The sequence below is a fragment of the Methanobrevibacter sp. V74 genome, from assembly GCF_963082495.1.
GTDB lineage: Archaea > Methanobacteriota > Methanobacteria > Methanobacteriales > Methanobacteriaceae > Methanocatella.
Genome location: NZ_CAUJAN010000010.1, coordinates 1 through 12,870 on the forward strand (window position 1 = coordinate 1; position 12,870 = coordinate 12,870).

At 31.9% G+C, this 12,870-nt stretch carries 12 protein-coding genes; 7 read left to right on the forward strand and 5 right to left on the reverse strand.

Translation table 11 applies throughout. From position 1 onward, the window contains the following. Positions 1-252: 252 nt before the first annotated feature. Complete coding sequence (locus Q9969_RS11475; protein WP_305515834.1) at positions 253-423, reverse strand: hypothetical protein; 171 nt, start codon at positions 421-423, stop codon at positions 253-255. A 91-nt stretch (positions 424-514) separates the two neighbouring features. Between Q9969_RS11475 and carA the strand changes: the two genes are divergently transcribed. Both carA and carB read left to right on the forward strand, forming a co-directional pair. Then, positions 515-1,597 (forward strand): glutamine-hydrolyzing carbamoyl-phosphate synthase small subunit, encoded by a 1,083-nt coding sequence (gene carA, locus Q9969_RS11480; protein ID WP_305557875.1) that lies wholly within the window; start codon positions 515-517, stop codon positions 1,595-1,597. An 18-nt stretch (positions 1,598-1,615) separates the two neighbouring features. Further along, positions 1,616-4,792: a carbamoyl-phosphate synthase large subunit gene (gene carB / locus Q9969_RS11485; protein WP_305557877.1), complete on the forward strand. Its 3,177-nt coding sequence runs from the start codon at positions 1,616-1,618 to the stop codon at positions 4,790-4,792. 20 nt (positions 4,793-4,812) lie between these two features. On the opposite strand, the gene Q9969_RS11490 is transcribed toward carB, so the two are convergent. Beyond that, positions 4,813-5,406: a zinc ribbon domain-containing protein gene (locus Q9969_RS11490; protein WP_305557879.1), complete on the reverse strand. Its 594-nt coding sequence runs from the start codon at positions 5,404-5,406 to the stop codon at positions 4,813-4,815. 290 nt (positions 5,407-5,696) lie between these two features. Here Q9969_RS11490 and Q9969_RS11495 point away from each other — a divergent pair, with 290 nt between their 5' ends. The 4 genes from Q9969_RS11495 to Q9969_RS11510 are packed head-to-tail and all read left to right on the forward strand — an operon-like array spanning position 5,697 to position 8,669. Beyond that, positions 5,697-6,851 carry an amidohydrolase family protein gene (locus Q9969_RS11495; RefSeq protein ID WP_305557881.1) on the forward strand — a complete coding sequence of 385 codons (1,155 nt, stop codon included), beginning with the start codon at positions 5,697-5,699 and terminating at the stop codon, positions 6,849-6,851. Between the two features lie 41 nt (positions 6,852-6,892). Then, the gene (locus Q9969_RS11500; RefSeq protein ID WP_305515838.1) at positions 6,893-7,315 is read left to right on the forward strand and encodes a universal stress protein; all 423 of its coding nucleotides are present in this window, start codon (positions 6,893-6,895) and stop codon (positions 7,313-7,315) included. 40 nt (positions 7,316-7,355) lie between these two features. Continuing rightward, entirely contained in the window at positions 7,356-8,195 is an 840-nt protein-coding gene (locus Q9969_RS11505) for a CBS domain-containing protein (RefSeq protein ID WP_305515823.1), read from the forward strand. Positions 8,196-8,207: 12 nt separating this feature from the next. Further along, on the forward strand, positions 8,208-8,669 hold the full coding sequence (locus Q9969_RS11510) for a hypothetical protein (RefSeq protein ID WP_305557883.1): 462 nt from the start codon (positions 8,208-8,210) through the stop codon (positions 8,667-8,669). Between the two features lie 186 nt (positions 8,670-8,855). On the opposite strand, the gene Q9969_RS11515 is transcribed toward Q9969_RS11510, so the two are convergent. Genes Q9969_RS11515 through Q9969_RS11525 form a run of 3 tightly spaced genes read right to left on the reverse strand, consistent with a single transcriptional unit; the run spans position 8,856 to position 11,353 of the window. Continuing rightward, the gene (locus Q9969_RS11515) at positions 8,856-9,509 is read right to left on the reverse strand and encodes a TfuA-related McrA-glycine thioamidation protein (RefSeq protein ID WP_305557885.1); all 654 of its coding nucleotides are present in this window, start codon (positions 9,507-9,509) and stop codon (positions 8,856-8,858) included. Between the two features lie 4 nt (positions 9,510-9,513). Then, on the reverse strand, positions 9,514-10,707 hold the full coding sequence (locus Q9969_RS11520) for a YcaO-related McrA-glycine thioamidation protein (RefSeq protein WP_305515817.1): 1,194 nt from the start codon (positions 10,705-10,707) through the stop codon (positions 9,514-9,516). A 4-nt stretch (positions 10,708-10,711) separates the two neighbouring features. Next, entirely contained in the window at positions 10,712-11,353 is a 642-nt protein-coding gene (locus tag Q9969_RS11525) for a site-2 protease family protein (protein WP_305557887.1), read from the reverse strand. Positions 11,354-11,402: 49 nt separating this feature from the next. Here Q9969_RS11525 and Q9969_RS11530 point away from each other — a divergent pair, with 49 nt between their 5' ends. After that, positions 11,403-12,419, forward strand: coding sequence for an aminopeptidase P family protein (locus Q9969_RS11530; RefSeq protein ID WP_305557889.1), 1,017 nt, complete (start codon positions 11,403-11,405; stop codon positions 12,417-12,419). The last annotated feature ends 451 nt before the right edge of the window (positions 12,420-12,870 follow it).

Genomic DNA, 12,870 nt, shown 5'->3' on the forward strand with positions numbered 1-12,870 from the left:
GGGTTTCTACAAGGTTGAAGTTCCATTTTTTTATTTCATGACATATATTCTTCACGGTTGAGTGTGTTATTTTTTTTGAAGTGAATCTGTTAAGAGTGATTTTGGTTATATTATTTAGCTATTATAATTATGAAGAAGATATTGAAAAATTAAAATGATTTAATGATTTTATTTCCATTTTTTGTAATGAGGATATTGTTTTTAATGGAATAAACACTTTTAAAAAAGAAAAATGTAAAATAACATTTTAAGCTATTTCACGATTATTTTGGAACTTGTTGTTTTTGCAGTGTAGTAGGAATCCCCTGCAAACTTGGTTGTAGCGGTGAAAGTTCCCTTTTTAGTTAATTTCAAGGTAAATGTCGCAACACCTTTAGAATTGGTTGTTGCCTTGTATGTTCTACCGTTAACTTTAAGGGTCACTTTCTAAATTCCTTAAAAAACAAACTTTAATAATATAGTAAAATAATATATATTAAAGATAGAGATTTATTTTATTTGAAATGGTGATTTAATGGTAAAAATAGCTAAATTAGCTTTGGAAGATGGTACTGTTTTAAAAGGTGAATCATTCGGTTATAAAACCACCAAATTGGGTGAACTTGTTTTTTCCACAGGCATGGGGGGTTATACTGAATCTTTAACCGATCCGTCTTTTAGAGGGGAAATATTAATGTCTACTTATCCTTTAGAGGGAAATCATGGGGTAAGTGAGAAGTGGTATCAATCTGACAATATTCAGGTTGAAGGATTTGTTTGTCGTGAAGTTTGCCGTGAACTTTCTAATTTTGGACCTCAAAAAACCTTGGATGAATTTTTACATGAATTTGAAACTCCCGGAATTAGTGGAATTGATACTCGGGATTTAACATTAAAAATCAGAGAAAGAGGTTCGCTTAAAGCAGCTATTACTACTGAAGATGTTTCTGATGATAAGCTTTTAGAAATGGCACGCTCACAACCAAGTATTGAAGATAAAGATGTTGTACCATTAGTTTCCACAACAGAAATTAAAGTATTCGGTGAGGATGCAGATAAAAAGGTTGCTTTAATTGATTGCGGAGTTAAAAAGAATATTATTAACTCATTTTTAGAAAGAGACATAGGTGTTATCTTATTCCCATATGATACTGATTATAAAACAGTTCTTGATTACTCTCCTTCTGGCTTAATGATAACTTCTGGACCTGGAAACCCGGATAGGGTATATGAGACAATTGAAACTATGAAAAAATTATCTAACAGATTACCAATATTTGGAATTTGCATGGGTCAACAGTTAATCGCAAAATCATTCGGTGCAAGATCATATAAAATGAAATTTGGGCACCGTGGTGAAAATCAGCCTGTTAAAGATCTGACAACTGGAAAAGTATTTATCACATCACAAAATCACGGTTTTACTATTGATAAGGAGTCACTAAAAGAAACTGATTTGGAATTAACTCAGATTAACTTAAATGATGGAACGCCGGAAGGTATTTCACATAGAGAATTGCCACTTAAATGTATTCAGTACCATCCTGAAGCAGGTCCGGGTCCAAACGATACAAGACATATTTTTGACGAATTTAATCAAATGATGGATGATTATTAAATTTAAAGAGGAGTACATATGCCGGTAGATAAAGATATTAAAAAAGTATTAATTATTGGTTCTGGACCTATTCAAATCGGACAAGCGGCGGAATTTGATTATTCTGGTTCACAAGCATGTAAATCATTAAGGGAAGAGGGTATTGAAACAGTACTCGTTAACAGTAATCCCGCTACAATTCAAACTGACTTGGGAATGGCTGATACTGTTTATACTGAACCATTAACTCCAGAAATTGTTTCAAAAATCATCAAAGAAGAAGAAATCGATGCTATTTTACCAACCATGGGTGGACAAACTGGATTAAATATTGCAACTGGACTTGGAGATTTAGGATTACTTGAAGGAATCAAAGTTTTAGGTTCTGATGTTCAGACAATTAAAGATGTGGAGGATCGTGATTTATTCGCAAACCTTATGGATGAAATCGGTGAGGAAATTCCAAAATGCCATGCTGTTGAAAGTGTAGATGAATCATTAAAAGCAGTTGAAGACATTGGATATCCGGTAATTGTCAGACCGGCTTTCACATTAGGCGGAACTGGTGGGGGAATTGCTTATAATGAAGAAGAATTAATTGAAATTGCAACTCACGGTTTGGATATGAGTTTCATTAATCAGGTTCTCATTGACGAATCCGTTCTTGGATGGAAAGAAATTGAATTTGAAGTAATGAGAGATAAAGAAGATACATGCATTATTGTATGTACAATGGAAAACATAGATCCAATGGGCATCCACACAGGAGATAGTGTAGTTGTCGCTCCAATCCAAAACTTATGTGATGAAACTATTCAAAAAATGCGTGATGCATCAATTAAAATTATCAGAGCATTAGGAATCCGTGGAGGATGTAATATTCAATTTGCATTGAACCCGAAAACTGACGAATATAAAGTCATTGAAGTAAATCCAAGGGTATCTAGAAGCAGCGCACTTGCTTCAAAAGCAACAGGTTATCCAATCGCCAAAATTTCATCAAAAATCGCATTGGGATTAACTTTAGATGAGATTAAAAACGACATTACCAAAGAAACTCCTGCTTCTTTCGAACCAGCTATTGATTATGTAGTCATTAAAATCCCAAAATGGCCGTTTGATAAATTCAAAGGGGTTAGTCGTGAAGTTGGAGTTCAAATGAAAGCAACTGGGGAGGTCATGGCTATTGGAAGAACCTTCGAGGAAGCTTTCCAAAAGGCATTAAGATCACTTGACATGGGATTTGATGGATTTGAATATGTTGAATACACCGAAGAAGACCTTTCACATCCAACTGATTTAATTTATTTCCAAATCTATTCAGCTATTAAAGATGGAATGGATATTGATAAGATCCGTGAATTGACTCATATTGATAATTTCTTCCTATACAAAATCAGAAACATCGTAAACTTTGAAAATGATGTTACAGCTGAAAAATTAGATGATGAAGATTACTTGAGAAAAGCAAAACAAATTGGTTGTTCAAACAAACGTTTAGCAGAATTATCTAATCAAACCGAAGAATATATTAGAAACTTACTTTCCAGATATAACATTAAAAAATCATATAAAATGGTAGATACCTGTGCAGCTGAATTTGAAGCTAAAACTCCATATTACTACAGCACTTACGATAAAGGCAATGAATTGGTCTCAACCAATAAGAAAAAAGTAATAATCTTAGGTGCGGGACCTATTAGGATAGGTCAAGGTATTGAATTCGACTACTGTTGTGTACATTCATCCTTAGCACTTAAAGAGGAAGGAATTGAAACAATTCTAATTAACAACAACCCAGAAACTGTAAGTACCGATTATGATATTTCAGATAAATTATTCTTCGAGCCATTGACGTTTGAAGATGTTATGGGAGTAATTGAACAAGAAAAACCAGACGGGATCATTGTACAATTTGGCGGTCAAACATCTATTAACCTGGCAGTTCCGCTGGCTAGCGCTGGTGTAAAAATACTTGGAACTCCTTATGAAAGTATTGACCGGGTAGAAGACAGGGAATTATTTGCAGAACTTTTAGAAAGGTTACATATTCATCAAGCACCATATGGAACAGCTAATTCATTTGAGGAAGCTCGTGAAATTGCAGAAAAAATCACATTCCCCGTTTTAGTACGTCCATCATATGTTATTGGTGGAAGAGCTATGGAAATCGTTTATGATAACAATGAACTGGAAGAATATATGAGAGAAGCCGTAAAAGTTTCCCCAGAACATCCGATTTTAGTAGATAAATTCTTAGAAGATGCAATAGAACTTGATGTGGATATTTTATGCGATGGTGAAGACGTGTTTATTGCAGGAATCATGGAACACATTGAAGAAGCCGGTGTTCACTCTGGAGATTCAGCATGTGTAATCCCTCCTCAAACAATCCCCGAACATATTTTGGATACTATTCGTGAGCATTCAACAAAATTAGCTTTAGAATTGGATGTTAAAGGATTAATGAATATTCAATATGCAGTTAAACTTGATGAAGAGATGGTCTACATTATTGAAGCTAACCCTCGCGCAAGTAGAACTGTTCCATTTGTAAGTAAAGCTATTGGGGTGCCTCTTGCTAAAGTTGCAACTTGGATTATGCATGGCGCTAAATTAAAAGACTTTAATTTAACCAAAGAAATTAAAATTGACCATGTAGCTGTAAAGGAATCCGTATTCCCATTCTTAAAACTTCCAGAATCTGACACTGTACTTGGGCCTGAAATGAAATCTACAGGTGAAAGTATTGGTATCGATGAATCATTTGGAATGGCATTTTACAAATCACAACTTTCAGCAGGTATGGAATTGCCAAAGGAAGGCAAAATCTTTATGAGTGTTAAAGAAGCAGATAAGAAAAAAATCAGACCTATTGCTGAGAAGGCTTCTAATTTAGGGTTCGATATTGTAGCTACTGCAGGTACCGGAGATGCAACTGGTTTGGATAATGTTGAAAAAATCTTAAAAGTTTCTCAAGGATCTCCAAATATCAGAGATGCAATTTTAAATAAAGAAATTGATTTAATTATTAACACTTCAGAAGGCAAACAGTCTGCCAAAGATGGTTATATCATTAGACGTTTGGCTATTGAACTGGGTATACCTTATGTTACTACATTAGCTGGAGCAAGAGCGGCTTTAAATGCTATCCAGGCTATTCAGAATAATAAAATCAATGTAAAATCTTTAAACGAGTATACTGGTGGAGAATAATTTTTCTCTATCTCTTTTTTTTAATTTTTATACAAATATTCTTCAATATTGATACCGCATGAAGGACATTCTTTGTCATTTGATTTTAACTTATTTTTACACTTGGGACAATAATTTAGTTGAACTTTGTACTCTTTTGTTGAATCAATGATGATATTAACATCAATTTTCTGTGTAATGGTTGTTTTTAAGACACTTTTACACCAGTCATTGTTTATTAAGAGTTTTTTATAATAAAATGCTTCGGTCATTGTGTCATAATTTCCGATTATTTCGTCACCTTTTTTGATATAAAATTTACGAATTTTATGATTGAAAAGTATTTCTCCTTCCCTTTCGGTTTTGTTGACTTTAGTTCCTTTTATTCTTCCTTTAGGTCTTTTTTCAGGAAATGGAGGTAAGTCCATATTCTCATACTTGTTTTCAAGGTCACATTCAACAAGTAAATCATAATCGAAATTACAGAAGAATAATGCATCCCTTTCATATAATGCATCAGATAATTTTCTAAACTCTCCATAGTCTTTATTGTTATATTTAACTCTATATACATCACCAGTTTTCACAATGTTTCTGTAGAAGTATCTTATTTCTTGAGAGTTAATAAAAATCACCTAAAAAAATTAGATTTTAATCGCTGTAAATCTATAGATACTTATTATGTATTTTTTATTATATTATTCTTTTCAATAGGATATCTGGCAAATTATTTCTTTAAATATTTTAGACAAATAATTGATGGGAATCTTAACATTTTTTAATTTAATCTGCCTAAACTTTTTCTAGTAACCTCTATATTGAGGTTATCTAATGCTATGGACGGGTATTAGTTTAAAATCTCAATTTTTGCTGTTTTCATTCAAATGAAAAAATACTTTAATCAAAAAAACTAGACTTTACTTTAATGTATACTATATCAAATGGAATTATATTAAAAGGCCAAGATTTACTTCCTGCTCGTGAAAATATCGTTGTTGATGAAGGTAAAATCATTGAAATTGGAAAAGAAGCATGGGAAGGTAAAATAATTGATGTAGGTGGGGCTGTAGTATGTCCTTCCTTTATTAATAGTCACATTCATATTGGGGATTCCATAATTAAAGATGAAGGTTATTTTCTTAGCTTATCTGAAATGGTTAAACCGCCTGATGGCGTTAAACATAAGGCACTTTCAAATGCTTCAGATGATGATCTGATTGAATCTATGAGACAATCTATGGTGGATATGATAAATTCCGGAACTACTCATTTTATAGATTATAGGGAAGGCGGAATTAAGGGGGTCAAACTTTTAATGAAAGCTTCAAAGGATTTGCCTATCAAACCAATAATTTTGGGTCGGGATGATAGTTTTTATGGTGAAAATCCTGATTTAAATAAGGTTAAAAGTGCTATTCGCAAACTCTTAAAAATAGCTGATGGAATAGCTCCAAGCGGGTTTGGCGAAATTACTCCTGAAGTTGCAAAGTTAATTGTTGAAGAATGCAAAAAACAAGGAAAAATATCATCAATCCATGTTGCTGAATCCGAATCAAATCAAATAGAATCATTAAATGATTTTGGCATTAGTGAAATTGGTATGGGAGTGGAATCTGGATTTGACCAGTTAGTTCATCTTACAAACCCTAAAGGTAAAGATTTGTCCTCAGTTGCATCATCAAATCAAAATGTTGTAGTTTGTCCAAGAGCAAATGCAGCTTTAAATGTTGGAGTTGCACCTTTAAATAAAATGCTTGAATTAGGCATTAAACCATTACTGGGAAGTGATAATGTAATGCTTAACTCACCAAATATGTTGAGAGAACTTGAATTTTCACTAAAAATCATGGCAGTTTGTTATAAAAGATATATCAATCCTGTTGATTTAGTTAAAATGGCAACAACCAATATCTGCGAATCCAATATTAATTGCATTGTAAAAAAAGCAGTCATTTTAGAGAATAATTTTGCCGAATTTATAATTGTTAAATCTTTTTCTAAAAATCCCTACCTTAATATATGCAATCGTTTAGAAACGAAAGATATATTATCTATCATTAACAAAAGAATAAACATATAATATCATGGATATAAATCTATATATTATGGGAGATGTTAATGATGTATAAAAAAATATTGGTCCCTACAGATGGGTCAGAATTTGCAAAAAAAGCTCAAAAACATGCTTTGTTCTTATCAAAAGTAAGTGGGGCTGAAATAATTGCTGTGAGTGTCACAGAAAATAATTTTGTTAACGGACTTCCATTAGATGATGAAGTATACCAGTTAAATCAAATTTTAAAAGAAAGATCTGAAGAAAATCTTAAGGAATTTGATGAATTAAATAATGATGACCTAAAGATCACTCATGTTATTAGAGAAGGTTCCCCAGCTAAAGTTATTCTAGAAGTTGCTGAAGAAGAAAATATTGATTTAATTGTTATGGGTAGTTCGGGTAAATCTGGTTTCGATAGATTTATTATGGGTAGTGTTGCAGACAAAGTTGTAAACTCTGCAAAATGCGCAGTACTTGTAGTTCATTAATCTAACCATTTTATTATTGTATTTAATTAAGGTGTGTTTTATGTTAGTTAAAAGAACCATGTCTAAAAATGTAGTTAGTGTTTCCGTTCCTGGAAACCGAGAAAAAGTTTTAGACTTAATGAGAAAAGAAAAAAAAGCAGTACTTCCTGTTGTAAAAGAAGACACTAATATTTTAGTAGGACTTGTAACAAGGTCTGATTTAATTAATAATCCTGATGAAGAACAAATAGCAATGTTAATGAGTAGAGATTTGATTACTGTTCATCCGAGTGATGATGTAGTAGATGCTGCTCGCGTAATGATGGAGAATAATGTTAGAAGAGTTCCTGTTGTAAATGATGACGGCGAATTAGTAGGAATTATAACTTCTTTTGATTTGGTATCAAAAGCCTTAACAAAAATTGAAATTTATGATGCTGTTGAAGATTATATGATTACTGCTGTTCCAACAACTTGGGAAAAAGCTCCATTAAATGTTGCATTTGAATCCATGAATCAATTCGGATTAAAATCTATTTTAGCACTAGATGATGAAGCAAAATTATCCGGTATTTTAACTGAAACAGATTTTATTTCTGAAATTGAAATAATCTCTGAGAGAAGTGAACACAGCTCTACTGTTGGAACTGAAGGAGACAAATGGTCTTGGGATAGTACTTCTGTATTATATATTGAAAAGAACAGTTTAAAATTTGCAGATAAAGTAGTCTCTGATGTTGCCGTTGGCAATGTTGAAGTAACTAACTCCAAAACCAAAGTTTCTGATTGTGCTAAAAAAATGAAGGCCTTAAGCATAGAACAAATTCCTGTTATTGGTGTTGAAGGAGATTTAGTAGGTCTTGTAAGAGCAAGTGATTTAATTAAAGCATTAGTTAAATAATTTTGGGATAATATGGCAGTTAATCCAGTATTAGTAGTTAAAGTTGATGAAAGTACTGTGGGTGTTCGTGCAAGATTGTATGATGATTTTTCCGAACATAAAATTGTTCTTAACTCTGTTCTTACGTATTGGTGGGCTAATGATATGCCCCCAGCTTTAAAATTTTTAGAACTTCTTGATTCTGTCATCAAAAGGACAATCAATGAAATAATGCCTCATAAAACTTTAAATTTAAAATATGATGTTAAGGCTAATGAGGTATTAGAAAAAGCTTCCGAAATTGAAATCAATCTAGTTTCCGTTGTTGCTGATGATGTTGGTTTTAAAATTGATGGGAACATAATTTCTCTTAAAGGAATCAGGAATGTTGAAAGTGATTTTGAAGATAGTGAATATTCAACCAGCTTTGACAAGTGTATTGAAACTCCAGATATTGTTTTGAAAAAATATTTGGAAATGGAAGATAAAAAATAATTTTTTTATCGTTATTCTTTTTAATTTTACAGCATAAATTTCAAATTGATTATTTTAATTTCAGCTATTTTTAAAATCGAGTTTATTTGGCATGTCATTAGTTTAAGTTAATCTTTTATTATTCAAATCAATTGAATCTAAATAATCTGTAAAAAATAAGTTGTATTGTATATGAAACTTTTAAAGTTATCCGATTTCTTTTTTTATGTATTCAAGTAGCTCTTTAGCATCTTCTTTTTTAATATCTGCAGATTCTCGAATAAAACTGGTAAGCTTATCCTTTTTATCGTTACTTAAACTGGAATTGCTTAATGTTTGAGCATAATTTCTTTGAGGATAATACGTGCCCTTAGCAATTTTGATCAATTCTTCTTTTTCAGTGATATTTATGATATTTTCAGATGCTGCATTTTTAAAAACATAATCCATACTGATTAATGGATCAGATAAAGCTTGAAGTGTTTCACTATCAAGCATCACGGCTACATCATCATCCGAGGTGATGTTTCCTGTTGCATATTGATTATAACAGTAACCGATACCAATCATTCCTAAAGTATCAAGCTCGGATGCTCTTAGCGCACCCATACTTGAAGCGCCATAAACATTTATGCCATCTTTAATAACATTCAATATTTCTCTGTGGCCCACTGCTGAATTTTGATGGAATACTCCATCAATAATTGCGATAATGTCCGGATGTTCCTTAATGGCCTGACCTAAATCTCCTCTTTTGATAGGTCTTTTGTATATTACTTCTACCTCATCAGTTGAATCTAGAATCTCTTTTGCTTCTGCAAAAGTAATTGATAATCCCGTATAAATTATAATTTTGACCATATTATCATACTTTTAAAAACCTATAGCCTGCTCTTGAGGAATCAATCGCATAAATTTCCATTTCAGGAATAATGACACGAACAACACTAACATCAAGTTCACTTCTTGTTAGATTATAATACAGGATATTTTTAATATCATTGGATATTAGTTCTTCTTTAACAATTTCTAAATCTTCTGTAATTGATGTGGTGGATTTGTTTTCAATACTAGAAAGACTGATTTGTTCTTCTTCTTGTCTAAAGTAGTATTTATTAATTCTTTTCATTCGTTCATAACCGGCTTCACGAGCAAAATCAGCTCTAACTGTATCTTCACGTGCACCATTAATTTGTGTAGCTCTACTTTGAGCCACTTCTGTTAGTGCCCTAAGTATTGCAACTTCTGGATCTAGATGTGTTCCAATACCTAAGGTTAAAAGTCCGGCATCTTTTGTAAGGGTGTCATCAGCTGAAGCAGCTATTGTTGGAATATTTATGTCTGCAGTCAAATCCATTAATTTAATTTTAATTCCTTCAGATTCGAATTTATCAATAGTTTCACAGATTATATCACTTTCAATGCTTCCAACATCAATTTGAGCATAGTTTTTATGGGTTAACTCAAAAATACTCCAGGCGTCACGTTCAATCACTTCAAATATTCCATGCAATATTGCCTCTTCTAAAATATTTCCAGAAGCAAGTCCATTGGTGTTTGATTTAAATAAGCTCTCTTTGTAGTTATATGGATGAAAAATTGCATTAGATGGAATATAATAATCCTTATCAGTTATTATATCATGTGTGAGGCTCCATTCTAATTTCATTGATTCTAGGTTTTCTTTTTTAAAATCCTTTGGCAAGTTTAAAGATTCAGGGGGAATAAACTCTCCTTTTTTTAATATTTCATTAATATTTGCGATAATTACTTCATCCGCTTCCTGTTTTTCAGCTGAGTATCTTTCAAATGCTTCCATCATGCCTGAAGCTTTTGCATGAATTTTACTAATTCCTTTACCTCCATAAACACTTATGGCACCATCTTCAGCGGTGGGTCTAATGACTGTAAAAACAGGTAAACCGATGCGATCTAAATCAGTAATATCTGCAATGCGTGTTATTCCGGCAGTTTTTAGTTTATTTTTGTTAATTTCAATTGTTTTTTGAGGAGCAATCACTCTGTGTGTTCCTTTAAAGTATGTAAGTTCATCATTCATTTTATTAATATCCTAAAAGTAATTTGACTATATTTTCAGCGCCTAATGTCATTGACATCAATGTCAGCATTCCAGCTATTGCAAAGGCAATTAACCAAATTCCGACATTCCATTTTAAAACTTTACTTCCATCTAATGTTGCAATCGGAAGTAAATTAAATGCAGCTAAATAACTGTTAATTGAGTAACCAACACAACAAACAAGGTATATTAATGTATTGCTTTCAGAATATGATGCGATTGGATAAATTAGTGCTGCAATAAGAATAAATATAATTGCAAGAACAATATTGACTATAGGTCCTGCGATGGATATTTTTCCATTAATTTCATCGGTCATGTAATTTGCATAAGTGTAAACTGCGCCGGGAGCTGCAAATACAAATCCTAAAAAAGATGTAACCAGTGCAACCAATAGTCCCTGTGGCCATAATTTAAATTCCGCCCAGTAACCATATTTCATTGAAACGAATTTGTGCCCAAGTTCGTGTAAAATAAAACCTGTCCCCACACCAACCATTACAATTGGTAAAATGAAGAGGATTGCTTGCACATCTTTTCTTGTTGTAGCAATTCCGAAACAAAGCGAAATAACAATAAATGCAATTATTAAATCTCTCACTTCACTACTTGTAAATTTAAACATGATTCTTAAATATCTAATTTTATATATAAAGTTTTTTCTAATATTAAATATGGACTTACATATCAACAATATTTTAAATGATTTAAAAAAAGATGATTTTCAAGCTTATTTGCTGACCCAATTTACAAATGTGGAATATATTTCAAATTACAAACCAACCAGTTTTGCATTTTGCATAATTAAAGAAGAGCCGATAATATATGCTTCTGGAATGGATATGGAATTGGCAAATCGCGATTCAACAATTGAAGTTAAAGAATATGAAACGTTTGGAGCTATTGTGGATGATTTAAAAAGAGAAGGCATTAAGAACTTAGCTATTGAACCGAAATTGCCATTCAGTACTTATATTAGATTTAGAGATGATTTTTCAATTGATTCTAAAACATATATTGACAAACAAAGAATGATTAAAACACCTGGCGAAATTCAAAAAATCACTAAAGCAACTGAAATTGCTCAAAAGTCATTCTTGCAATTGGATATTTCAAATAACAAAAGTACTGAAAAAGAAATAGCTTTTGATCTTGTAAGGTACATGATAGAAAATGGCGCTAGTAAAGAATCATTTGACACAATCGTAGCCAGTGGCCCAAATTCAAGCCTTCCACATGCAATGCCTCAGGATAACACTTTAAACCAACCTGTTTTAATTGATTGGGGAGCACTTTTTGAAGGTTATTGTTCTGATAACACACGCACTATGGTTTATACAGAACGTCAACATGAAATTTGGGACATTGTTTGCCAATCACATGATAAAGCAATTAAAGCTATTAGGCCCGGCGTTAAATGTTGTGAAATAGATAAAGTTGCTCGCGACATTATTGCAGATTATGGGTATGGTGATAATTTTATTCACTCCACAGGTCATGGTGTAGGGCTCGATATTCATGAATATCCTGGATTTTCACCTCGTGATGACACAATCATTGAAGAGGGCATGGTTATAACAGTAGAGCCTGGAATATATCTGGAAGGTGAATTTGGAGTGCGCTTAGAAGATACAATTGAAATTACCAAAAAAGGCAGAGTAATAGGGAATTTGCCTTTGAATATTGAATAATTGTTTTAAAATAACTTTTCCATTTAGAGTATGATCTACAATTTTCATATGTTATTTTAATTTAGTATTGCTTATAGAGTCTGTCCAATAAATAATTTTTTCTAATTTTTTATTTTTTTTATTAATTTTTTCATTGAAAATTTGTTTATTTTTAAGATTCTTTTATAAAAAGTAGTTAATTATAAGTATGTGAGAAGATAAATAGTTATTTAATGCTACAAAACCAAAAATCCTCTCACAATTTATTTTTATGTATTTTGTGACACTTAAATGTTTTGGTTTTGTCAAAAAGTTTAGGTGTTTTGATATTTATGACTTTAGTTTATGATAAATCCTCTTGTGAACAGGCTATTTTTACATGTACCTTTTCTGGATAGAATTTGAATAACAATAATATAGTTTTTACAGTTAAAAAGTTAGTAAGTAATTTTAAACGTGATTTTCCATTATT

Excerpts from the sequence above, each read along its gene's own strand:
- carA (WP_305557875.1), top strand. The coding sequence starts at position 515 with ATGGTAAAAATAGCTAAATTAGCTTTGGAAGATGGTACTGTTTTAAAA.
- carB (WP_305557877.1), top strand. The coding sequence starts at position 1,616 with ATGCCGGTAGATAAAGATATTAAAAAAGTATTAATTATTGGTTCTGGA.
- Q9969_RS11495 (WP_305557881.1), top strand. The coding sequence starts at position 5,697 with ATGTATACTATATCAAATGGAATTATATTAAAAGGCCAAGATTTACTT.
- Q9969_RS11500 (WP_305515838.1), top strand. The coding sequence starts at position 6,893 with ATGTATAAAAAAATATTGGTCCCTACAGATGGGTCAGAATTTGCAAAA.
- Q9969_RS11505 (WP_305515823.1), top strand. The coding sequence starts at position 7,356 with ATGTTAGTTAAAAGAACCATGTCTAAAAATGTAGTTAGTGTTTCCGTT.
- Q9969_RS11510 (WP_305557883.1), top strand. The coding sequence starts at position 8,208 with ATGGCAGTTAATCCAGTATTAGTAGTTAAAGTTGATGAAAGTACTGTG.
- Q9969_RS11515 (WP_305557885.1), bottom strand. The coding sequence starts at position 9,509 with ATGGTCAAAATTATAATTTATACGGGATTATCAATTACTTTTGCAGAA.
- Q9969_RS11520 (WP_305515817.1), bottom strand. The coding sequence starts at position 10,707 with ATGAATGATGAACTTACATACTTTAAAGGAACACACAGAGTGATTGCT.
- Q9969_RS11525 (WP_305557887.1), bottom strand. The coding sequence starts at position 11,353 with ATGTTTAAATTTACAAGTAGTGAAGTGAGAGATTTAATAATTGCATTT.
- Q9969_RS11530 (WP_305557889.1), top strand. The coding sequence starts at position 11,403 with ATGGACTTACATATCAACAATATTTTAAATGATTTAAAAAAAGATGAT.